The 20,722-nt window shown below is 71.1% G+C and carries 23 protein-coding genes; 9 read left to right on the top strand and 14 right to left on the bottom strand.

Annotated elements, in window-relative coordinates:
- Positions 1-97 precede the first annotated feature (97 nt).
- From ACFS27_RS22080 to ACFS27_RS22070, 3 genes are all read left to right on the top strand, one after another.
- Complete coding sequence (locus tag ACFS27_RS22080; protein ID WP_377187549.1) at positions 98-619, top strand: helix-turn-helix domain-containing protein; 522 nt, start codon at positions 98-100, stop codon at positions 617-619.
- 3 nt (positions 620-622) lie between these two features.
- Entirely contained in the window at positions 623-1,195 is a 573-nt protein-coding gene (locus ACFS27_RS22075) for a PIN domain-containing protein (RefSeq protein WP_377187546.1), read from the top strand.
- 563 nt (positions 1,196-1,758) lie between these two features.
- Positions 1,759-2,208, top strand: a complete 450-nt coding sequence (locus ACFS27_RS22070) for a hypothetical protein (protein ID WP_377187543.1) — start codon at positions 1,759-1,761, stop codon at positions 2,206-2,208.
- A 34-nt stretch (positions 2,209-2,242) separates the two neighbouring features.
- Here the strand turns inward: ACFS27_RS22070 and ACFS27_RS22065 are convergent, their stop codons facing one another.
- Positions 2,243-2,836: an HhH-GPD-type base excision DNA repair protein gene (locus ACFS27_RS22065; protein ID WP_377187540.1), complete on the bottom strand. Its 594-nt coding sequence runs from the start codon at positions 2,834-2,836 to the stop codon at positions 2,243-2,245.
- Between the two features lie 56 nt (positions 2,837-2,892).
- On the opposite strand from ACFS27_RS22065, the gene ACFS27_RS22060 reads away from it, so the two are divergent.
- Complete coding sequence (locus ACFS27_RS22060; protein WP_377187537.1) at positions 2,893-3,111, top strand: hypothetical protein; 219 nt, start codon at positions 2,893-2,895, stop codon at positions 3,109-3,111.
- 51 nt (positions 3,112-3,162) lie between these two features.
- Here ACFS27_RS22060 and ACFS27_RS22055 read toward each other — a convergent pair whose 3' ends face one another.
- The 10 genes from ACFS27_RS22055 to ACFS27_RS22010 form a co-directional block, all read right to left on the bottom strand.
- Positions 3,163-3,561 (bottom strand): nuclear transport factor 2 family protein, encoded by a 399-nt coding sequence (locus ACFS27_RS22055; protein ID WP_377187534.1) that lies wholly within the window; start codon positions 3,559-3,561, stop codon positions 3,163-3,165.
- A 125-nt stretch (positions 3,562-3,686) separates the two neighbouring features.
- Complete coding sequence (locus ACFS27_RS22050; RefSeq protein ID WP_377187531.1) at positions 3,687-4,664, bottom strand: AAA family ATPase; 978 nt, start codon at positions 4,662-4,664, stop codon at positions 3,687-3,689.
- Positions 4,665-4,707: 43 nt separating this feature from the next.
- Entirely contained in the window at positions 4,708-5,229 is a 522-nt protein-coding gene (locus ACFS27_RS22045) for an alpha/beta fold hydrolase (protein ID WP_377187528.1), read from the bottom strand.
- Positions 5,229-6,188 (bottom strand): GNAT family N-acetyltransferase, encoded by a 960-nt coding sequence (locus ACFS27_RS22040; protein ID WP_377187525.1) that lies wholly within the window; start codon positions 6,186-6,188, stop codon positions 5,229-5,231. The genes ACFS27_RS22045 and ACFS27_RS22040 overlap by 1 nt, the downstream gene beginning before the upstream one ends.
- 176 nt (positions 6,189-6,364) lie before the next feature.
- Positions 6,365-6,853, bottom strand: a complete 489-nt coding sequence (locus ACFS27_RS22035) for a GNAT family N-acetyltransferase (RefSeq protein WP_377187522.1) — start codon at positions 6,851-6,853, stop codon at positions 6,365-6,367.
- Positions 6,854-6,872: 19 nt separating this feature from the next.
- Positions 6,873-7,355 (bottom strand): GNAT family N-acetyltransferase, encoded by a 483-nt coding sequence (locus ACFS27_RS22030; RefSeq protein ID WP_377187519.1) that lies wholly within the window; start codon positions 7,353-7,355, stop codon positions 6,873-6,875.
- Between the two features lie 57 nt (positions 7,356-7,412).
- Entirely contained in the window at positions 7,413-7,808 is a 396-nt protein-coding gene (locus tag ACFS27_RS22025; protein ID WP_377187516.1) for a nitroreductase family deazaflavin-dependent oxidoreductase, read from the bottom strand.
- Between the two features lie 15 nt (positions 7,809-7,823).
- A complete protein-coding gene (locus ACFS27_RS22020; RefSeq protein ID WP_377191128.1) occupies positions 7,824-8,666 on the bottom strand; it encodes an ATP-binding cassette domain-containing protein in 843 nt (280 codons plus the stop codon).
- Between the two features lie 65 nt (positions 8,667-8,731).
- On the bottom strand, positions 8,732-9,766 hold the full coding sequence (locus ACFS27_RS22015) for a putative F420-0 ABC transporter permease subunit (protein ID WP_377187513.1): 1,035 nt from the start codon (positions 9,764-9,766) through the stop codon (positions 8,732-8,734).
- Positions 9,763-10,773, bottom strand: a complete 1,011-nt coding sequence (locus ACFS27_RS22010; RefSeq protein ID WP_377187510.1) for a putative F420-0 ABC transporter substrate-binding protein — start codon at positions 10,771-10,773, stop codon at positions 9,763-9,765. Before ACFS27_RS22010 ends, ACFS27_RS22015 begins: the two co-directional genes overlap by 4 nt.
- Before the next feature lie 301 nt (positions 10,774-11,074).
- Here ACFS27_RS22010 and ACFS27_RS22005 point away from each other — a divergent pair, with 301 nt between their 5' ends.
- From ACFS27_RS22005 to ACFS27_RS21995, 3 genes are all read left to right on the top strand, one after another.
- A complete protein-coding gene (locus ACFS27_RS22005; protein WP_377187507.1) occupies positions 11,075-11,326 on the top strand; it encodes a DUF6480 family protein in 252 nt (83 codons plus the stop codon).
- A 23-nt stretch (positions 11,327-11,349) separates the two neighbouring features.
- A complete protein-coding gene (locus ACFS27_RS22000; RefSeq protein ID WP_377187504.1) occupies positions 11,350-12,153 on the top strand; it encodes an SDR family oxidoreductase in 804 nt (267 codons plus the stop codon).
- A 307-nt stretch (positions 12,154-12,460) separates the two neighbouring features.
- Positions 12,461-14,032 (top strand): molybdopterin-dependent oxidoreductase, encoded by a 1,572-nt coding sequence (locus ACFS27_RS21995; protein WP_377187501.1) that lies wholly within the window; start codon positions 12,461-12,463, stop codon positions 14,030-14,032.
- A gap of 4 nt (positions 14,033-14,036) precedes the next feature.
- Here ACFS27_RS21995 and ACFS27_RS21990 read toward each other — a convergent pair whose 3' ends face one another.
- Complete coding sequence (locus tag ACFS27_RS21990; protein ID WP_377187498.1) at positions 14,037-14,870, bottom strand: class I SAM-dependent methyltransferase; 834 nt, start codon at positions 14,868-14,870, stop codon at positions 14,037-14,039.
- Between the two features lie 164 nt (positions 14,871-15,034).
- Here ACFS27_RS21990 and ACFS27_RS21985 point away from each other — a divergent pair, with 164 nt between their 5' ends.
- Positions 15,035-15,706 (top strand): winged helix-turn-helix transcriptional regulator, encoded by a 672-nt coding sequence (locus ACFS27_RS21985; protein ID WP_377187495.1) that lies wholly within the window; start codon positions 15,035-15,037, stop codon positions 15,704-15,706.
- 10 nt (positions 15,707-15,716) lie between these two features.
- On the opposite strand, the gene ACFS27_RS21980 is transcribed toward ACFS27_RS21985, so the two are convergent.
- Together ACFS27_RS21980 and ACFS27_RS21975 are read right to left on the bottom strand one after the other, a co-directional pair.
- Positions 15,717-16,169 (bottom strand): MarR family winged helix-turn-helix transcriptional regulator, encoded by a 453-nt coding sequence (locus ACFS27_RS21980; RefSeq protein WP_377187492.1) that lies wholly within the window; start codon positions 16,167-16,169, stop codon positions 15,717-15,719.
- Positions 16,170-16,257: 88 nt separating this feature from the next.
- The gene (locus ACFS27_RS21975) at positions 16,258-16,905 is read right to left on the bottom strand and encodes an FMN-dependent NADH-azoreductase (protein ID WP_377187489.1); all 648 of its coding nucleotides are present in this window, start codon (positions 16,903-16,905) and stop codon (positions 16,258-16,260) included.
- 444 nt (positions 16,906-17,349) lie between these two features.
- Between ACFS27_RS21975 and ileS the strand changes: the two genes are divergently transcribed.
- On the top strand, positions 17,350-20,691 hold the full coding sequence (gene ileS, locus ACFS27_RS21970) for an isoleucine--tRNA ligase (RefSeq protein ID WP_377187486.1): 3,342 nt from the start codon (positions 17,350-17,352) through the stop codon (positions 20,689-20,691).
- Positions 20,692-20,722: the final 31 nt, after the last annotated feature.

Below are 20,722 nucleotides of genomic sequence, written 5' to 3'. Positions count from 1 at the left end.
CCTTCTGTGCCTTCTTGAACACGTCTTCCTGCTCTCCCGCTATTCGAACGTTACGAAACCAGGTACGATACGTTCGTACGGCCACCGAGGAGGAACTATGAGCGCAGAGCTGGCATCGCAGACGTACGTCCCGGAGGAGTCCGAGTTCGGCGCGGCCGAGGTGCTCAGCTTCCTTGCCGCGCACGCCGACAGGCGTGGAACCGAGCCTGCTCGCCGGTTCCTGCTTGTAGGCGGTGGTGAGGGTGAGCAGATCGAGCTGCCCGGAACCGTGTACCGGGCGTTGGTGCAAGTGGTCGAGGCGCTCGCGGCGGGCAAGGCGGTCACAGTGTCTCCGCAGGAGCCGCAACTGACGACGCAGCAGGCGGCTGACCTGCTGGGAGTCTCTCGCCCCACAGTGGTGCGGATGATCGAGTCGGGTGAGCTCGCAGCCGAGCGGAACGGGAACCGTCGTCGCCTTCTGCTGAGTGACGTGCTCGCCTATCGTGAGCGGCGCCGGGCGCGCCAGTACGCGATGCTGGCCGCCACGTCGGTGGACACCGATGACGAGGACGACCCTGCCGAGATGATCGAGCGATTGCGTGAGGCGCGGAAGGTCGCGGCGGCAGCACGGCGGGGGTGACTCGTGTTCACAGCTCTTCTGGACACCTCGGTGCTGTGGCCGAGTCTGCAGCGGGACTTCCTCCTGAGCATGGCCGCTGAGGGCTTGTACCGACCCATCTGGTCGCGGGCCATCCTCGACGAGCTCGTCCGCGTTGAGGCGGACAAGCGGGTGCGCCGCGGCGCTATGCCGGAGCAGGCAGAAGCGGCGGCCCGGCGGCTGATCGACCAGATGGGGTGGGCCTTTGACGATTCGTGCATCTCTGGCTGGGAACCGCTGGAGGGTACCTACGGTCTACCCGATCCCGACGACGAACACCTGGTCGCCGCCGCAGTTGTTGGTGGCGCGGGCGTTATCGTCAGTGACAATGTCAAGGACTTGCCGGCCAAACTGCTGCCGGGCGGTATCACCGTCGTGACCGCTGCACGCTTCGCGGCTGACTCGGTCTCCATCGCACCTGGTACAGCCCTGCGCGCCCTGGAGCAGATCAGCACCCGCTACACCAACCCGGCCCGCAGCATCGACGAGCTACTCGACCTGCTGTCATCCCGGTACGGGATGCAGCAGGCCGTGGCAATGGTCCGAGAGGCGACCTGACCGCGCCGCGCGTGCCTGCGGCTTGACGCGCATGTGCGGATCAGGCACCGGCTTTCGGCGACATGCGAGCCCGTCCCTGACAGACTCAGCGTCCCTCACATGGTGCGGAGGTTCGTGTGCCCGAAGTGGATCGCCCGGTTGAGCGTGGCCCTGATGCGCCTGGTCTCGGCTCCGACGGGCAGGGCGCCGCCCGTGCCATATGGGCCTCCGTGTCCGTCGGCCTGATCTGCGGGCTGGTCCTGGTTCCTGTCGGGGTGTGGTCGATCCTGCTGGCCTGGGGCGCATCGTCGTTGCTGCCAGGAGTGCTTGCCTTTGGCATATGCGTCCTTCTGCTGGGTCTCGCCTGCGGCGCCGTCGTGCGTAGGGCCGGCGGACGAGCAGCGGTCGGCGCGTTGGCTCCAGTCGTTGCCGGTGGACTGCTGGCCGGGTGGTACCTCCAAGCCGCGTCACCCTCGCCGGTAGGTCCGGGCGTCGCGATGCTGGCGACAGGGGTCATAGCGGGTGCGACGGCGGCCGCCGGGCAGCCCAGAATCGGGAAGGCCGGCCGATTCGTCGCGGTCGCCGTGCTGCTGAGCCCGGCACTGGTCCCGGCAGCCTGGTTCGCTCTCGCCACGGCCGGTGACTTCCACGAGCGCGTCGCGGCGCACGGCGTGCCGTACACGTTGGCCGGACCGGGATACGAGGAGCAGTACATCGCCATTGGTGAAGGATCCTCCGTCGCGGTGTACCGGACGCCGGACGGCGAAGAGGTTCATGTCAGCTCGACCGCAACGGTGGACGACGACCGCTCCACGAGCGGCCTCACGTTCGAGGAATGCCACGAGCTGCCCTTCGACAGCGGCGAGACCGCACTCGAATGTGTTGCGGAAGGTCCCGGCTTCGTGGTTCAGCTCGTCAGCTTCGGTGCGGCTGACGAGGCCGACCTGGCCGAGGCGTTCGAACACCTGCATGCGATGTCGGACTGGGCCTTTTATCAGGAGGCAAGACGCTACGTCGAGGTCTTGCCCGGTTGAGCCCGCCGGGTTTGGACGGTTCGGTGGCCTCTTCTCAGCCTGCCCCCTTGGCCGCGGCCTTCTGTGCCTTCTTGAACGCGCGAACCTCCAGCAGCGCCTCTGCGCTCGTCACATCGGCGATCGAGCGGTGTGAACCCTCCTCGCCGAACTCGCCGGCCGCCTCGCGCCAGCCCTCCGGCCGGATCTCGCGCTGCTTGCCGAGCAGCGCGAGGAAGATCTTGGCCTTGCGCTCCCCGTAGCCGGGCAGGGCGTTGAGCCTCTTCAGCACCTCGCGGCCGGTCGGGGCGCCGCCGTCGGCGCCGGGCGCGGTCCAGATCTTCGCGGCGTCGCCGTCGTACTCGTCGACGACGGTGCGCGCGAGGTCCTGGACGCGGCCCGCCATGGACCGCCCGTAGCGGTGGATCGCCGGGGGAGTGGTCGCCATGGTCACGAACTCGTCCGGATCGGCGTCGGCGATGGTGTGCACGTCGAACGAGCCCATGCGGTCGCGGATCTTGCGAGGGCCTGCGAAGGCGTGCTCCATCGGATACTGCTGGTCCAGGAGCATGCCGACCAGCAGGGCGAACGGGTCGTCGCTCAGCAGCTGATCGGTTTCCTGGTCGCCTGTCAGCCAGAGTCTTTCGGTCATTGCTCCATCCTGACGGTGATCAGCCACCTGGGCCAACTGCGAGAAGCGCCTCGTGGATGTCGGCATTCGCCCAGCAGCCCGTCGCGCGTTCTGAGGACGAGCGCTCGTCGGCCGATCTGCTTTCAGGATGCGAGCCACCCCTGTATCACATTGCCTTCCTCGTGATACCAGCCTCCGTCGGCTTCGCCGTCGATGCACAGCTGCTCGACGGCAGCTACGTCTGCATCGGGTCCGAGGCCGAGCGCGTCTATGCGGACCCTGGTGATATCAGGTGATCGGAATCGTCACCGACGGCGGTTGTCGTCGTGCCGCCAGGCAGGGTGCTTTTACTGGGAAAACGCGGACAGCGCGCGGGCAGTATCGATGTATTCTCTTGCTCTCACGACCTTGCCACCCTTGAGTTCGAACGCGAAATGATATACCTGATTGAAGGTATTTCCGTTGGCGAGCAGAGCGTTCGAAGTTGCCTCGACGGACGCGTTGGCTTCATCTGCAATCACACTGGTCACTGACACGTGTATGCCATTGGGGAGTGATTCGTGGAACCCTCTCATGTGTTCAATGAATGCGAGTTTTGGCATGTCGCCGGAGACCGGGAAGGTGTCGGCGTCCGCCATGACGGTCCATATTGCATCGTCGTGAAGGACATCAAAGGCGCCAGGGCTGCCATTCGTTCCTAGCCCCTCCACCAACTGCGTGACGGCAGCCTTGTTCTGATCTGACATGATTTTTCTATACTCAATCTGCTAGGCCTGGCGTGACAATGCGTGTCCACACGCCGTCACTGTCAAGGCTCCCGCGCTGGTTCGTGAGCCGTTGGCCCACTGGGTAGCCGCCCAGCGGTGACTGTTCAGCTTTCGATGGCTAGGATCCTCCGGGCTCGATGCGTTGGCCAGCTGCCTGGCGTGCACGTGTCGGCGTGCGCGATGAGATCGAGGATCCGTCGCAGCCCGGTCTCCGGGGACACGGCTGCTGTGTCCAGGACCAGGTGCGGCTCGTGCCAGTCCTCCCAGCGCTCCTTCATCCGCTGCAGGTGCGCCCACGTGACGGTCGCCGGCCAGCCGGGAATGCCACGGTCCCGACCCTCGACCCGGCTCTGGTGGGCCGTTGCGTCGGAGCACACGCACTCGACGCCGACGAACCGTGCGTCGAGGCTGTCGGCAAGGGACTCGAGCCGCGCGCGGAACGCGCGGGTATGGCCCGTGGCATCGACCACCGCACCCAGTCCGAGCTGAAGCTGACGAGCCGCCGCCGCGATGAGCGTCAGCTCCGCCAGCGGCCCGGTGTTGTCAGGGCGCAGGACGCCGAACGGGACCAGGGTGCCGAGCTGCCAGTCCATCGAGAAGACCGGTGCCGGCAGCACGGTCGCCAACGACTCGGCGAGCGTGGACTTGCCGGTGCCGGGCAGCCCCGCCAGGAGCACCAGCGGCGGACGAGGCGCATTCGCGGGTCGTGGCCGAGGGACGAGGTCCAGGTACTCGGCGAACGCCCGATCCCCCATCAGCTCGTGGAACCTCGCGCGGGTTCTGGCCAACCGGTCGTCGTCGCCCAGCGCAGCGATCGCGCCCAGCAGCAGGTACTCGCAGCGCACCTGGTCGTCCCCGAAGACCTCTGCCTCGCGCCCGGCCGCCGTCAGCACTTCCGCCCGTCGGAGCCGGGTCCGGGTGTCGCGGTCTCCGTCCTCGTCCTCGACCGCGGCCACGAGATCGCGGACCACCCACCCGGGCTCTTCCGCGACCGCCTTCACCAGGTCATGCAGGGTCGGGTCGGCGTCGTCCAGTCGTGCCAAGGCAGCGTCGGTCGTCGGGTGCAACGGGATCGGGTTCACGCAAGCAGCTTTCGGTCGGTTCCGGGGTGTCCAGCACCTGTGCTCAGGGGATCAGCCGGTCCACGATCTCCAACGTCTCCGAGACGAAGTGCCCGTCGTCGCGCACCACCAGCGTCCCGCCGAGGCGGTCGAACATGGCCCGGCCCTGCTCGGCGTCGCAGCCGAACTCGTCGGTCACGGAGTTGACGAACACCAGCTCCCGGGCGCGGGACCGGATGACGTCCCAGTCGTAGCGGTCCTGCAGCACGGGCTCGTCCGCGTCGTTCGGTGGCGTCGAGTAGCCGGCCACGAGCACGGCCTGGGCCACGGTCACCTCGAGGCGCTCCAGGAGCGCCAGCAGCAGGGCCGCCCCGCCCGAGTGGCCCACCAGCACGGTGTCCGCGTCGAAGGAGTGCGCGGCGAGCACCTTCGGGAGGAAGGTAGCGATCGGCTCCGTGTTGGTCCCGGGGTGGTGCGGGGTCTCGACGTCGTACCCGCGCCCGCGCAGCCGGTCCGCGAGCCACGGGTACCAGATCCAGGCAGGTTCGGCCCTGGTCCCGTGGAAGATGACCACCCGGCGTCCCATCAGCGTCTCCCCGCCGCTGAACCCGTCGCCGAGCTCGTCACGGGTGCCGCCGCCGGCTCGACGACCAGGTTGACCTGGTCGAGCACCGGCTCGAACCCGACCGACTCGTAGACCCGGTTCGAGACCGGGTTGTTCCGGTCCGTGTACAGGCAGACCCGGTGGCCGACGCCGAGCACCTGCTGGGCCACCTCCGCGACGAGGGCGCGAGCGTACCCGCGCCCGCGATGCTCGGCCGGCGTGTAGACGGGGCCGATCCGGACCACGCCGAACGACGGCGGCCGTGCCCCGGTCAGGTGCACCACCTCGCCGTCGACGTCCCACAGCCAGACGCCGCCCTCGCCGATCCAGCGCCGGGCACCCTCGATGCGCAGGGGCTCGGCGTCCGGCGTCCGTCCCGCCTGGACGTCGGCCTCCGCGTGGAACACGCCGAACCATGCGGTGACCAGGTCCAGGTCGTCCGGCGTGGCGCGGCGCGCGTGGCCCGACGGCGCGGGTGCGGGCGGCGTGACGCGCCTCGCCTCCCACAGTCTGTCCCGAATGCCCTCACGGATGGTCCCGCCGGTTGTCCGCAGCACCTCGTCGGTGAACGCCCGGACCGCGGGGACGGGGCCGTTCGCGGCGGTCAGCGGCGGGTCACCGGCCCGAGCGGTCCGGTCGAGGGCGGCCCTGGCCAGCAGCCGTGCGGCGTCGTCGGGCAGAGCGGGCACCCACACGGTGTGCGGCGGGTGCGGCATCGTGCGCATCGACACCGCGACGACGGAGTCGGCAGGGTCCCGCACCACCGCCCACCACATGGGGTGCTCCGGCCGCGGTGCGCCGGGGGCGAACGACCGGGCCGCGTGATGCGTCACCGACGCGACGACGCTCCAGACGACCGGGTCCGCGGCCAGCAGCTCGCCCGCCACCTCGAGCACGGCGGCAGGATCTTCGAAGAGCTCGACGCTGTGTGCGCTGGTCATGCCCGCAATCCTGGCACGCCCCGGCCCACGTGATCGAGCGGATTCTGCCGGACATGGCCGAGCGATCGAATGATCGGTAGAACGTCAGGAGATCGGCTCCTCAAGGAACCGATCTCCTGACGTTCTACCGATCAAGCACCGCTGGCCTACGCCCAGCTGGGCCCCGCCACGCCCGGTCAGCGCACCAGGCGGACCTCGAGCACGTGGGTGTCCGGGTCGGTGGCCGTGATGCCGTCGGGCAGGAAGCCGGCACGCTGGAAGAACTTGCGCGCCCGCGGGTTGGACGCGAACGTCCAGAGCTGGGCGGGCGTGCCTGGCGGGAGGGCGTTCTCCAGCAGGGCGTGGCCCACGTTGGTGCCGTGGAAGTTCGGGTCGACGTACAGCTCGTGCAGCTCGATCGCCCGGGCGGGCCCGTGTCCCAGGTGCGGCCCGGACGGGTTCTTCATCGCGAAGCCGACGATCTTGTCGCCCACCTCGGCGACCAGGGCCTTGTTGCCGGCGGCCAGGATGCGCATCCAGCCCTCTGTGCGGGTGCCGAGCGTCTCGGTTTCCCAGTGCTCGGGCGGCAGGAGCTCGCCGAAGGCCGCGCGCCGGGTGGTCCAGTGCACCGCGGCGACGCCCACGGCGTCGTCGGGTGTCGAGGCGCGGATGTGGAAGTCAGACATGAAGGGAACGGTAACCCGACTACCTGACCATGCGTACCTCGGCGAGGTCAGCGGTGCTCGTGTCGACGATCCGCGTGCCCTCCGTGACGAACCCGTTGCGCTCGTAGAAGCGGCGGGCGCGCGGGTTGTCCTCGGCGACCCACAGCTGCGCGCCGGTACCGGGCGGCACGACGGCGTCCAGCAGCGCCTGGCCGATGCCGGTCCCGTGGTGCGCGGCCAGGACGTACAGCAGGTACAGCTGCCGACCGCGGATCGGCAGCACGTCGTCCTGCTCCACGGCGTCGCCGGACATCGCGATGCCGACGACCTCGTCGTCGACCTCGGCGACGAGGGGCGCCGCGCCGTTCGCCAGCCATCTCTCCCACGTCGACGTGCGGCGCTCGAGCGTGGCCGTCGCCCAGAACTCGGGCGGGAGGATCTCCCCGTAGGTCGTCACCCAGGTCGTGTGGTGCACCCGGGCGACCGCGGTGGCATCAGACAGTGTGGCTGTGCGCAGGTTCACGACGCGAAACATACTCCCGCGCCGGACCCTCCGACGACACTGCGGCGACCAGCGACGTCAGGCCGGGTGCAGCGTCCCGACCAGGCACTCCTCGACGCCGGCCGCCGACAGGAGCTTCGCGGGCACCGATGCGAGCCAACCGACCGCCTCGTAGGCGGGCACGAGCCGTACGTCCTTCACGACGAACTCCGAGCCCGCCCGCGTCAGCCGGACCGTCCCGGAGCTCATCGTGTTGCGGGCCCAGTCGGTACCCGAGCCCCACGGCAGCGGCAGCACGGCGAGGATCTCCTGCTCTGGCCGGGCCGCGAACGCGACCAGAGGGGTCGTGTACCTCGTGCCGGACCTGCGGCCCACATGGTGCAGCACGACCCACGGCGGGACGCGTCCGGCGATGCGGAGCACCCACGGGTTGAGAACCTTGCCTGCCTTGACGACGAGATCTGGAGCGGCCATGGCTCCCATCATGGTTCAGGTCTGCGGATCCGTCAGCCCGGGAGGCACTCGGGCGCCGTTCTGGTCCCGAGCGCGATCGAAGGAGAGCACCGGTCGTCCCGTGCGCGGGTGCGTCAGCACGTCGACCCGCACCCCGTACACCGGCTCCAGCACCTCCGGGACGAGCACCTCGGCGACCGGCCCGGCCGCGACGACCTGGCCATGGTCCAGCAGGACCAGGTGGTCGCAGGTCGAGGCCGCGAGGTTCAGGTCGTGCAGGGCGGCGACGACGGTCACGCCGTCCGCAGCGAGGTCGCGCAGCACCCGCATGGCATGGAGCTGGGCAGCGATGTCCAGGTGGTTGGTCGGCTCGTCGAGCAGGATCAGCCGCGGCTGCTGTGCCAGGGCGCGGGCCATGTGCACGCGCTGGCGCTCACCGCCCGACAGCGTGCCGACCTCACGGTCGCCCAGCTCGTCGGCACCGGCAGCCGCGAGGGCCGCGTGCGCAGCGGCCCGGTCGGCGTCCGAGTCGCCCGCCAGCAGGGAACGGTGCGGTATGCGGCCCAGCAGCACGGCGTCGAGCACGGACAGCGGGAGATCCGTGCCGGCGTCCTGCTCCACGAGCGCGAGCACCCGCGCGCGCTCGCGGCGCGGCAGCGCAGCAAGGTCCGCGTCGTCGAACGTCATGGCCGGCCCGGGGCCCGACGGCGACGCCGCGTGCCCGGCGCGCTGCGCCCCGGCCAGGACCCGTAGCAGCGTGGACTTGCCCGACCCGTTCGGCCCGAGCAGCCCCGTGACTGCGCCGGCCGGGGCGAGCACCCCGACGTCGTCCAGCACCAGCCGCCCGTCGATCTCCCAGGAGACCCGGCCGGCCCCCAGCCCCGACGGTCGAGTGCCGGGGTCTCGCCCGGTCGTGGGCGCCCGGACGGGCGAGTAGCCGGCACTCAACGGTGGTTTCCTTTCCAGAGGAGGAGGGCGAAGACCGGGGCGCCTATCGCGGCCGTGACGATCCCGACCGGCAGCTCACGCGGCTCGAACACGGTGCGTGCCAGGGTGTCGGCCCAGACCAGGAACGAGCCACCGGCCAGAGCGGACAGGGGCAGCAGCAGCCGGTGCCGCGCGCCGGTGAACAGCCGTACGGCGTGCGGAAGGATCAGCCCGACGAAGCCGATGGACCCGCTCTGCGACACGAGCGCCCCCGTCAGGAGCGCGACGCCGATCAGCAGGATCCATCGCGCCCGGTTGACGGACACCCCGAGGGCGGCGGCCGCCGTGTCCCCGAACGTGAACGCGTCGAGCACGGAGCCGGTCAGCGACAGCAGCGTGCCGAGCACCAGGACCGCGCCACCCGCGACCGCCACCGACGTCCATGTCGCCGACGCGACCGAGCCCATCAGCCAGGACAGCACCTCGCGGAACGCGTCGCCCTTGGCCGACCAGAAGATCACGAACGACACGGCCGCCGCGCAGAGCTGGCTGATCGCGAGGCCCGCCAGCACGGTGCGGGTGGGCGTGATCGTGCCGAGCGCCCCCGCGAGGGTGAGCGCGAGGGCGAGCGCCCCGACCGCACCGACGAAGGCCGCGGCCGGCAGCAGCAGCGGGACGCCCGCGAGCAGCACGAGCACCGCGCCGAGCGACGCGCCCGACGACAGCCCCAGCAGGTAGGGGTCGGCGAGCGGGTTGCGCGTGAGCGACTGCATCACCGCGCCGCACACCGCGAGGCCCGCGCCGACGGCGGCTGCGGTGAGGATGCGGGGCATCCGCAGCTGCCACACCATGCCGTCACGCAGGGTCGGCAGCGGTTCTAGCCCGAGCACACCGCCGAGCCCGAGGTGCGTCGCGACCGATCTGCCGACCTCCGACAGCGCAAGGTCCGCCGGCCCGATGGTCACCGCGACACCGATGCTGACGATCAGCACCAGAGCGGCGACGGGCAGGGCGAGCCCGGGTCTCGCCGGGCTCGACCAGCGTCGGCTCACAGGTCCAGGTCCGCCAGCTGGTCCACCACGGAGGCGACGGCGTCGACGTTGCGCACGCCTGCCTCGGTGGCCGGGAACGGCACCACCACGTAGCGAGCCTCCTTGACCGCCGTCATCTCGCGGGTGGCGGGGTTGGACTTCAGCGCCTCGATCTTCGCGTCGGCGGGGTTCCACGCGGCGTCGACCAGCACGAGGACGTCGGGGTCGGCCTCGACCACGTTCTCCCAGCCGAGCGACGTCCAGGTGTCGTGGACGTCGGCCGAGACGTTGGTCAGCCCTGCCGCCTCCATGATCATCTGGGGCGCTCCGATGCCTGCACCCACGTACGGGGTGTCGTCGCCGGAGGACCACCAGAGCGCCGTGAGGCCACGGTCGTCGGGCTCGATGGCGTCGAGCCCTGCCCGCTGTTCGGCCACGAGCCGCGTGGCGGCCTCCTCGGCGCCGAACAGGGCGCCCACCTGCTCGATCTCGTCGAACACCGTCTCGAAGGTGAGCGGGTCCGGCATGTACCCGTCCTCCTTGCAGGCGGCGGGGGAGACGTACGTGGCGACGCCGAGCCCTGCGAGCGTCTCGCGGTCGCCCGCGGTCTCGGCGGTCAGGTTCGACTCCCAGCCCGCGTAGACCAGGTCGGGCTCCAGCGCGAGCGTCGCCTCGGAGCCGGGGGCCTCGGCGGCGAACGGCTCCTCGACGGCGGGCACGGTCTCCAGCGAGTCGGGTACCGGCCCGTCGAGGAAGGCCGACCCGACGATCCGGTCGCCGAGGCCGAGCGCCAGCAGCATCTCCGTGGTCGACGACTTGATGGTCACCACGCGCTCCGGCGGTGCCTCGACCTCCGTCTCGAACCCGCAGTTGTCCAGGGTGACGGGAAAACCGCCCGGCGGCGGCGCACCCCCGGCGCCGGTCTCGCCGGAGGCGGTGGCCGTGCAGGCGGCGAGCGAGAGTGCCGCGACGGCGGCAAGGGCGGGCAGTGCGAACGCGCGAGCAGGACGGACGCGGTGGGGATGCACGCGATGGCTCCAAGGGTCGACGAACAGCCCACGACCACGAACGGCCATGGGGTGAGCAGCGACGCGCCATCTCGCGTCCAGGCGGGAAGCGGCTCACAGTGAGAGCCGCATCGGCGGGCCAAAGCAGGGCCCGCGACCCGGTCGTCACGATACACCGGCGCGTTCGGGCAGCCCCTGCCGATTTCGCTCTCGGCGTCGGGCGCCGGACCGCCCGCCGAGACCTGTCGGGCCTACCCGGCGCGCGACTGGAATCGGGCGTGCCTACGGTGGAGACGACCCGCGACGGCACGGGAGGTCCGCCATGACGAACGACCCGGAGAACCAGGCAGCGCACAACCCCGACCCGGAGCCGGACGGCCGCACCATGCCGCTCAGCGGCAACCTCCAGCCGGGCGAGACCCCGCCGGAGTCCGACCAGGTGAGCGCGCCGCAGGGCCACGAGGAGCACGGCCCGCCGCGCTGGGTACCGTGGGTGTGGATCGTGGCGATCCTGGTCGTGGCAGGGCTCGTCGCAGCGTTCTTCGGCGGGTACGCGGCCGGCCTGCTCCGCTGAGGGGCAAGCACTACAGTGCGGCCATGAGCGACAGCACCGCCCCCAAGACCGGCCCCGAACCCACGCCGAACCGCCGCGCCCTGGTGACCGGGGCGTCGTCGGGCATCGGAGCCGCCACCGTGCGCCGACTGCGCTCCGACGGCTGGGACGTCGTGGCCGCCGCGCGCCGCGCCGACCGCCTGGACGCGCTCGCCGCCGAGACCGGCTGCGAGGTCTACGTCATCGACCTGACCGACGACGGCGCCGTGGCCGACCTCGCGACCCACCTCACCGCCACCGGCGGGCTCGATGCCGTGGTGAACAACGCGGGCGGCGCGTTCGGGCTGGATCGCGTCGAGGACGCCGACCTCGACGACTGGCGGCGCATGTACGAGATCAACGTGCTCGGCACGTTGCGGGTCACCAAGGCCGTGCTGCCCCTCCTGCGCGAGGCCGGCGCGGACAAGGGCGTCGCCGACGTCGTGAACGTGACCTCGACCGCCGCCCAGGGCGCCTACGAGGGCGGCGCCGGCTACACGGGCGCCAAGCACGCGGAGCACATGCTGTCCCAGACGCTGCGCTGGGAGATCGCGGGCGAACCCGTTCGTGTCATCGAGGTCGCGCCGGGTGCCGTGGCGACGGAGGAGTTCTCGCTGGTCCGGTTCGGCGGCGACGCCGAGAAGGCTGCCGCCGTCTACGAGGGCTACACACCCCTGGCGGCCGACGACGTCGCCGACACCATCGCCTGGACCCTGTCCCGCCCCGACCACGTCAACATCGACCTCGTGACGATCCGACCGCGCGCGCAGGCGCACAACTCGAAGATCGTGCGCGGCACGGGGGTCTGAACCCGCGCCCGACGCCGGTCTGCTGGTGAGCTGGCCTGGTGACTTCGGTCGGTTGCTGGGTTGCCCGTCATGACTTCGGTCAGTTGGGATGAGATCGGTCAGTCAACCGACCGATCTCATCCCAACCGACCGAAGTCACCTGGACAGGGTGGCCAACCGACCGAAGTCACCTGGACGGGGTGGCCAACCGACCGAAGTCACCTGGACAGGATGCGCAGGCGAGGTCCCGTGCCGCCTGTCCTTACAGGCTCATGACAGTCGGCTCCAGGGTGCCGATGAACCCGCCGCCGCGTGCCACGCTGGGCGCATGACCCAGGCAACCGAGAGTTCCGTGAGCGTGCGGGCCGACCGCTCCCCGCACGACACGTGGTGGGCCGCCCTGGCCGGTGTCCTCGCGGGCGCAGCGGGGCTGGCCGTCGCGGAGCTCGTCGCCGCCCTCGTCGCACCCGGCGCGAGCACCCTGTTCGCCGGCGGTGCCGCCGTCATCGACGCCGTGCCGCCGTGGCTCAAGGACTTCGCCGTGGAGACGTTCGGCACCAGCGACAAGGCGGTGCTGCTCGGGTCGATGGGCGTGGTGCTGGCCCTCGGCGCGGCGCTCGCGGGCCGGCTGGAGCTGCGCCGTCCGCCGTCGGGGGCGCTGCTGATCGCGGCCGTCGGTGTGGTCGGGGCGATCGTCGCGATGCTGCGCCCGGACGCGACGCCGCTGTGGGCGCTGCCCAGCATCGTCGGGATCGGTGGCGCGATGATCCTGCTGCGGCAGGCCATGGCACGGCTGCGGCCGGCTGCTGACCTGCGCGCAGACCCGGGGAGCACGGTCGACCGGCGCGGGTTCCTTGCCGTCACCGGGATCGCCGCAGGCGTGACGGTGCTGGCCCTTGCGGGCTCACGCGTCGTCTCGGCGGGTGCGGCGGCCGTGAACGTCGTGCGCGAGAAGATCCGCCTGCCCGCAGCGCACACGACCGCGCCGGCCGTGCCCGCCGGCGCGGACCTGGAGCTCGACGGCCTGGCCCCGTACATCACCCCGAACACGGAGTTCTACCGCATCGACACGGCCCTGCGGGTGCCGCAGCTCGACCCGGCGGAGTGGTCGCTCGAGGTGCACGGCATGGTGGACGAGCCGTTCACCATCACCTGGGACGAGCTGCTCGCGCTGCCGCTCGAGGAGCACCACGTGACCCTCTCCTGCGTGAGCAACCCCGTGGGCGGCGACCTCATCGGCAACGCCCTGTGGCTCGGGTACCCCTTGCGGGCTCTGCTCGAGCGCGCCAAGCCGCAGGCGGGCGCTGACATGGTGCTCTCCCGCAGCGACGACGGCTTCACCGCAGGGACGCCGCTGGACGTGCTGCAGGATCCGGACCGGGCCAACCTGCTCGCGATCGGCATGAACGGCGAGCCGCTCCCCGTGGACCACGGCTTCCCCGCCCGGCTCGTGGTGCCCGGCCTGTACGGGTACGTGTCGGCCACCAAGTGGGTCACCTCGCTCGAGGTCACGACCTTCGACGCCGACCAGGGCTACTGGACGCCGCGCGGCTGGTCGGCGCTGGGCCCGGTCAAGGTGCAGTCGCGCATCGAGGTGCCGCGCGGCTCGGTGGCGCCGGGCGCGGTGACGGTGGCCGGCGTCGCGTGGGCGCCCCACACCGGCATCAGCGCGGTGGAGGTCCGGGCCGACGACGGCGACTGGGTCCCCGCGGAGCTCGCCGAGACGGTGGGCTCCGACACGTGGCGCCAGTGGCGGGTCTCGCTGGACCTCGACGCCGGAGACCACACGGTCGCGGTGCGCGCCACCGACGCGAACGGGCTGGTCCAGACCGACGCGGAGGCCCCGCCCGCGCCGGACGGGGCCACCGGCTGGCACACCGTGAACGTGTCGGTGGGCTGAGCCCTCAGCCGCGGGTGGCGGTGAGCAGCAGGTAGTCCCAGCCCATGGCGCCGTCGGCGTCCTGGAACCGGGCGGCGAGGTCCAGCAGCGCCCCGTCGAGAGCGGCGGTGCGCGCTGCGTCGTCGGCCACGTTGCGGTACACCGCGATGGTCGGGCCGTACGCGGCCTTGAAGAAGTCCCGGAACTCCGCGCCGGACGCGAACCGTGAGACGGGCAGCGAACGCACCTCCGTGTGCACGGCGGTGACACCGTCGCCGAGCAGCGCGCGCACGTGGGCGTCGTCGCCCCAGAGCGGTGGCGGCTCCGCGCCGGGCGGCGGGGCGGGTGCGAACGGCTTCATCGCGGCGAACATCTGGCCGATGAACCCGGCAGGCGTCCAGGCGATGAGCCCGATCGTCCCGCCGGGACGCGTCACGCGGAGCAGCTCGTCGGCGGCGACGTGATGGAACGGGGCGAACATGACCCCGACGCAGGACAGCACCGTGTCGAACTCCGCGTCTGCGTAGGGCAGGGCATGGGCGTCGGCCTCTGCCCACGTGAGCTCGGCGCCGGCGGCCGCTGCGGCCGCACGTCCGGCATCGAACAGCTCCGGCGTGAGGTCCGAGGCGATGACGTGAGCACCGGCGAGCACGGCGGGGATCGCGGCGTTCCCCGAGCCCGCCGCGACGTCGAGCACGCGGTCGCCCGGCCGCACGCCCGCGGCCTCGACCAGGACGGCGCCGAGGCTGGGGATCACCTCGGTGGCGACTGCCGGGTAGTTGCCGAGCGCCCACAGCGCACGGTGCTTGGTGCGGACGGCGGTGAGGACGTCGGGCGGGACGACGGCGGTGTCGGTCATGGGACTGCTCCTTGTCTGGACTGGCTGGGGACTCTCACTGTCCGCCCGCGAGCGGCACCTCCTCCAGTGCTGTGTCTGTACCGGGTGAGGTTCGCGATCTGTACTGGTGCACGGGCCTGACGGAGCGTTGACTTGAGCTGCCGGGGGCACGGCGAGGAGGCGTCATGACGACGTACGGCCAGTTCTGTCCCGTGGCCAAGGCCATGGAGGTGCTCGACGAGCGGTGGACCCTCCTGGTGGTCCGCGAGCTGCTGGCGGGCAGCACCCGGTTCAACGAGCTGCGGCGCGGGAACCCGAGGATGTCGCCGGCCCTGCTCGCCAAGCGCCTGCGCTCGCTGGAGCGCGCCGGTGTGGTGCGGCGCTACGAGGCGGACGGCCACCCTGGGTACCGGCTCACGCAGGCCGGTGAGGAGCTGCGCCCGCTCGTGGAGGGTCTGGGCAGCTGGGGCACGCGGTGGGTCGGCGGGCTCGGGGAAGCCGACCTTGACCCGCACCTGCTGATGTGGGACATGCGGCGCACCGTGCCCGTGGCGGCCTGGCCGCGCGAGCGCACGGTCGTCGCGTTCCGGCTCGACGGCGTGCCCGCGCCGGTCGCGCGCTGGTGGCTCGTGGTGCGGGACGGCGAGGTCGACATCTGCGACTACGACCCCGGTTTCGAGACGACGGTGACGGTGTCGGCCGCACTGCGCACCCTGGTGCGCGTGTGGCGGGGGGACCTGTCGTGGCAGGGCGCACTGCGCGGGCAGGACGTGACCCTGGACGGGCCGGTCGAGGCGCGCAGGGAGCTGCCGGGGTGGCTGGGACAGTCGGCTCTTGCCGCTGTCCCGCGACCGTGACGGTGGCCGGTCAGCAGATCCGCGCCGACGCGGACGAGGTGGCGGCCACGAGCAGCTCGTGGAGCTGGGCGCGCTGCTCGGCCGTGAGCGTCTGGAAGACCTCGTCCTCGACGGCGGTCAACGCGGTCTCCGCCCTGCAGAGCAGGCTGATGCCGTCCTCCGTCAGGGAGACGACGTGCCGACGGCGGTCTTCCGTCGAACGGCGCCGCTCGACCAGGCCCCTGCCCTCCAGCTCGTTGAGCAGGCCGACGACGTTGGTGCCGTCCAGCACGAGGGCGGAGGCGAGGTCGCGCTGGGTGATGTCGCGGCGGTCGCGGAGCACCGTGAGGGCGACGAGATGCCTGGTGCGCAGACCGAGCGGGGCCAGCGCCGACTCGGACCGTCGGCTGAGATGGCGCGCGAGGTAGTCGATCAGCGCGCCCGAACGACGTGCCGACTGCTCCAGGACCGGCGACTCGTCCACGGCAGCTCCCTTCGTCGGCACGACCTCGCACTCCCAGCGTACGGGAGCGCGAGGCCGTGACGTGGGAAATTACGCGCTGAGCAGGTGCTCAGGCGAGCGCGGTGGCGCGTGCCCAGAGGTCGTCGACGGCGGCCTCGGCCTGACGCCGGCTCTCCTCTGCCTGCGGCACCAGCCCGGCCATCGCGGGGTTGACGTGCGCGAGCGTCAGCTCGGTGGTGATGAATCGCGGCTCGAGCCCGACCATCGCCACACCGTGGGGGAGCCAGGCGGTCGCGTGGTCCCAGCCGTGACGCGGGGCACCCTCGGCGTAGCCGCCGCCGCGCGAGACGATGACGACGAAGTCCCGGCCGCCCAGCAGCCCCTTCCCCGACTCGGCGTCGATGGAGAGGCCCGGCGCCATCAGGTGATCCACCCACGCCTTCACGCTGCTCGGGGCGCCGTAGTTGTAGATCGGCAGTCCCAGCAGCACGGCGTCGGCGGCGGCGACCTCACCGACGAGCTGCGAGATCCGGGCCCACGCCTCCGCCTGCGCGGGAGTGTGCTGCTCCGGGGGGAGCTGGCGGCAGAGGTTGGCCGTGCTGTCGAAGTGCGGCACGGGCTCGGCGCCGAGGTCGCGGTAGGTCACCGTCCCACCGGGGTGCGCGGCGCGCCAGGCATCTGCGGCGCGCGCGGTCAGCTGCCTGCTGACGGAACTCTCGCCCTGGATGCTCGCGTCGAGGTGCAGCAGTGTTGCCATGGTCGATCCTCCTGGAGGTCTGTGAAGTGGCCGAATCAGGCCTCCAGCGTCAATCGTTTGTAGAGCACATACTATTTCCGTAGGGCATGTGATGTGGGCCACGTTCGCTCATGACCTCAGGACGCACACCGGGTGCGATCAGGTTGCACGGCGGGCTTTTCCTGTTGCCGCCGCCCGGTACGATTGCCTGACAGGCATCGACCCGGCCATCACCGGTGAGCCTCCGGAAGAACAGGTCGCCCCAGCGCCGTCGGGCAGCGGGACCCCCAGTAGAACCGGACGGGTAGGCCCGTCACAGCCGTCAACGAGCGGATGCGCGCCACTGCGGTGGCGAGCGTCAAGCGGGGTGGTACCGCGGCGCACCCAGGTGCGGCGTCCTCGCAGCAGAGCAACACCGAAGTCCACCTGCTGCCGAACGCTGAACCGCCAGGAGCCAGAAGAACCATGGCCTATCCGCTGCACCGTCCCAGCGACGCCGAGGGCACCGTCCCCGCGTCGCCCAGCCTGCCCGATCTCGAGCGCGACATCCTCGCGTACTGGGAGAAGGACGACACGTTCCGCGCGTCCGTCGAGGCCCGACCGGCCGGCGAGAACGGCAGCAACGAGTTCGTCTTCTACGACGGCCCGCCGTTCGCGAACGGCCTGCCGCACTACGGTCACCTGCTGACCGGCTACGCGAAGGACGTCGTACCGCGCTACCGGACGATGCGCGGACAGCGCGTCGAGCGCCGCTTCGGCTGGGACACGCACGGCCTGCCGGCCGAGCTGGAGGCCATGAGCCAGCTCGGGATCAAGACCAAGGACGAGATCGTCGAGCTCGGCATCGACAAGTTCAACGAGGCCTGCCGCTCCAGCGTGCTGAAGTACACCGACGAGTGGCGCACGTACGTGACGCGTCAGGCCCGCTGGGTGGACTTCGAGGGCGACTACAAGACCCTCGACCCGACGTTCATGGAGAGCGTGGTCTGGGCCTTCAAGTCGCTGTTCGACAAGGGGCTCATCTACGAGGGCTTCCGCGTGCTGCCCTACTGCTGGAACGACCAGACGCCGCTGAGCAACCACGAGCTGCGCATGGACGACGACGTGTACCAGCAGCGCCAGGACCCGGCGGTGACCGTCGGGTTCGGGGTGACCGAGGTGCCCGACGGCGCGGCAGCCGGTGATGAGGCCCTCCGCGTGGGCGACCACCTGCTGATCTGGACCACGACGCCGTGGACCCTGCCCTCCAACCTGCTCGTCATGGTGGGGCCGGACGTCGACTACGTGATCGTCGAGTCGTCGTTCACCGGCACCCCGCAGCGGTACGTGCTCGCCGAGGCACGCGTGGAGGCCTACGCGCGAGAGCTCGGCGACGAGGGCCCTGACGGTGAGCGGCTGGCGCCGAACGTCGTCGGGCGGCTCAAGGGGAGCGACCTGCTGGGCGCCGCCTACGCCCCGCCGTTCTCGTACTTCGCGGGGCACGAGGGCGCGCACCGCGTGGTCGAGGCCGACTTCGTCACCACCACCGACGGTACGGGCCTCGTGCACAACGCCGGTGCCTTCGGTGAGGAGGACAAGCAGGTCAGTGACCGCGAGGGCGTGGAGCCCGTCATCCCCGTGGGGGCGGACGGCCGCTTCACCTTCCCCGTCGAGGAGTACGCGGGACTGCAGGTCTTCGACGCGAACGCGCCGATCATCGACCACCTCAAGGCCCGCACGCGCGGGATGGCCGACGACGAGGCGGGGCGGACGTCGTCGGGCACGGTGCTGCTGCGCCGTGAGCAGTACGCGCACTCCTACCCGCACTGCTGGCGCTGCCGGCAGCCGCTGATCTACATGGGCGTGTCCTCGTGGTTCGTCGAGGTCACCAAGATCAAGGACCGCATGGGCGAGCTGAACCAGGAGATCACCTGGGTGCCCGACCACATCAAGGACGGCCAGTTCGGCAAGTGGCTGGAGAACGCGCGCGACTGGTCCATCACGCGCAACCGGTTCTGGGGCTCGCCCGTCCCGGTGTGGAAGAGCGACGACCCGGAGTACCCGCGGATCGACGTCTACGGGTCGTTCGCCGAGCTGGAGCGGGACTTCGGGCGGCTGCCGCTCGACAAGGACGGCAACCCCAACCTGCACCGCCCGTTCGTGGACGACCTGACGCGCCCCAACCCGGACGACCCGACAGGGCAGTCCACGATGCGTCGCGTCGAGGACGTGCTGGACGTCTGGTTCGACTCCGGTTCCATGCCGTACGGCCAGGTGCACTACCCGTTCGAGAACGCGGACTGGTTCGAGCACCACTTCCCCGGCGACTTCATCGTCGAGTACATCGGCCAGACGCGCGGCTGGTTCTACATGATGCACGTGCTGTCCACGGCGCTGTTCGACCGGCCCGCGTTCAAGACGGCTGTCTCGCACGGCATCGTGCTGGGCTCCGACGGCCGCAAGATGAGCAAGTCGCTGAAGAACTACCCGGACGTGAACGAGGTCTTCGACCGGGACGGTTCCGACGCGATGCGCTGGTTCCTCATGGCGTCGCCCATCCTGCGCGGCGGCAACCTCGTGGTCACCGAGGAGGGCATCCGCGACGCGGTGCGCCAGGTCCTGCTGCCGCTGTGGAGCACGTACTACTTCTTCACGCTGTACGCCAACGCCGCGAACGGCGGCGCGGGCTACTCCGCGCAGCCGCTGACGGCCGAGCGGGTGGCCGGGCTGCCCGTCATGGACCGTTACCTGCTGGCGCGTACGCGCGGGCTGGTGGCGGACGTGACGCAGCAGCTCGACACCTACGACATCGCTGGCGCGTGCGACACCGTGCGCCAGTACCTCGACGCCCTGACCAACTGGTACGTGCGCACGCAGCGCGACCGGTTCTGGGCCGAGGACGCCGACGCCTTCGACACCCTGTCGACGGCGCTCGAGGTGCTGTGCCGGGTCATGGCGCCGCTCGCGCCGCTGCTCACGGAGGAGGTCTGGCGCGGCCTGACCGGTGAGCGCTCGGTGCACCTCGCGGACTGGCCGACCCTGGCCGAGTCCGTCGAGACCTCGGGATACGTCGGGGAGACCCTCGTGGCCGACGACGCCCTCGTCGCCGCCGTCGAGTCCGCGCGGGCCGTGGTGTCGCAGACGCTGGCGCTGCGCAAGGCGAACAAGCTGCGCGTGCGGCAGCCGCTGCGGTCGCTCGTCGTGGCCGTCGCGGACCCGGACGGTGTCGCGCCGTTCACCGGGCTGCTGGAGACCGAGCTGAACGTCAAGGAGGTGCGCCTGGTCGCGTTCTCGCCAGAGGTGGCCGCCGAGTTCGGCATCATGGAGCGTCTCGCCGTCAACGCCCGGGCTGCCGGCCCGCGGCTCGGACGCGGGGTGCAGGCAGTGATCAAGGCGGCGAAGTCGGGCGCCTGGTCCAAGACCCCCGTCGGCGCGGTGGTGGTCGCGACGGACGGCGGCGACGTCGAGCTGCTCCCGACCGAGTACGAGCTGACGACGGTGGTCGGCGGTGACTCTGCCGAGTCTGCCGAGGTCGCGGCCGCCGTGCTGTCGGGCGGTGGCTTCGTGGTGCTCGACCTCGCGCTCGACGACGCGCTGCGCGCCGAGGGCTACGCCCGCGACGTCGTCCGCGACGTGCAGGACGCGCGCAAGGCCGCGGGGCTGCAGGTCGCCGACCGGATCGTGCTCGACCTGACGGTGCCTGCCGAGTGGGTCGCCGCCGTCGAGGAGCACCGCGAGCTGGTGTCGCGCGAGACGCTGGCGACGTCGTTCACGGTGACCGCTGGGGCGTCCGGTGCCGAGCGCGCGGTGTCGGTGGCCAAGGCCTGACCCCGCCGTCGCTGTTGAGTGCTGGCTGTGC

Origin of the sequence: Promicromonospora vindobonensis, assembly GCF_042685865.1 — a bacterium.
In the GTDB taxonomy this organism is placed as follows: domain Bacteria; phylum Actinomycetota; class Actinomycetes; order Actinomycetales; family Cellulomonadaceae; genus Promicromonospora; species Promicromonospora vindobonensis.
The sequence above is the reverse complement of the archived record's forward strand: the minus strand, read 5'-3'. Positions and strand labels throughout refer to the sequence as shown.

What these genes read in the sequence shown, in the direction of transcription:
- ACFS27_RS22080 (WP_377187549.1), top strand. Translation starts at nt 98, where the DNA reads ATGAGCGCAGAGCTGGCATCGCAGACGTACGTCCCGGAGGAGTCCGAG.
- ACFS27_RS22065 (WP_377187540.1), bottom strand. Translation starts at nt 2,836, where the DNA reads ATGACCGAAAGACTCTGGCTGACAGGCGACCAGGAAACCGATCAGCTG.
- ACFS27_RS22060 (WP_377187537.1), top strand. Translation starts at nt 2,893, where the DNA reads ATGTCGGCATTCGCCCAGCAGCCCGTCGCGCGTTCTGAGGACGAGCGC.
- ACFS27_RS22055 (WP_377187534.1), bottom strand. Translation starts at nt 3,561, where the DNA reads ATGTCAGATCAGAACAAGGCTGCCGTCACGCAGTTGGTGGAGGGGCTA.
- ACFS27_RS22045 (WP_377187528.1), bottom strand. Translation starts at nt 5,229, where the DNA reads ATGGGACGCCGGGTGGTCATCTTCCACGGGACCAGGGCCGAACCTGCC.
- ACFS27_RS22040 (WP_377187525.1), bottom strand. Translation starts at nt 6,188, where the DNA reads ATGACCAGCGCACACAGCGTCGAGCTCTTCGAAGATCCTGCCGCCGTG.
- ACFS27_RS22035 (WP_377187522.1), bottom strand. Translation starts at nt 6,853, where the DNA reads ATGTCTGACTTCCACATCCGCGCCTCGACACCCGACGACGCCGTGGGC.
- ACFS27_RS22025 (WP_377187516.1), bottom strand. Translation starts at nt 7,808, where the DNA reads ATGGCCGCTCCAGATCTCGTCGTCAAGGCAGGCAAGGTTCTCAACCCG.
- ACFS27_RS22005 (WP_377187507.1), top strand. Translation starts at nt 11,075, where the DNA reads ATGACGAACGACCCGGAGAACCAGGCAGCGCACAACCCCGACCCGGAG.
- ACFS27_RS22000 (WP_377187504.1), top strand. Translation starts at nt 11,350, where the DNA reads ATGAGCGACAGCACCGCCCCCAAGACCGGCCCCGAACCCACGCCGAAC.
- ACFS27_RS21995 (WP_377187501.1), top strand. Translation starts at nt 12,461, where the DNA reads ATGACCCAGGCAACCGAGAGTTCCGTGAGCGTGCGGGCCGACCGCTCC.
- ACFS27_RS21990 (WP_377187498.1), bottom strand. Translation starts at nt 14,870, where the DNA reads ATGACCGACACCGCCGTCGTCCCGCCCGACGTCCTCACCGCCGTCCGC.
- ACFS27_RS21985 (WP_377187495.1), top strand. Translation starts at nt 15,035, where the DNA reads ATGACGACGTACGGCCAGTTCTGTCCCGTGGCCAAGGCCATGGAGGTG.
- ACFS27_RS21975 (WP_377187489.1), bottom strand. Translation starts at nt 16,905, where the DNA reads ATGGCAACACTGCTGCACCTCGACGCGAGCATCCAGGGCGAGAGTTCC.
- ileS (WP_377187486.1), top strand. Translation starts at nt 17,350, where the DNA reads ATGGCCTATCCGCTGCACCGTCCCAGCGACGCCGAGGGCACCGTCCCC.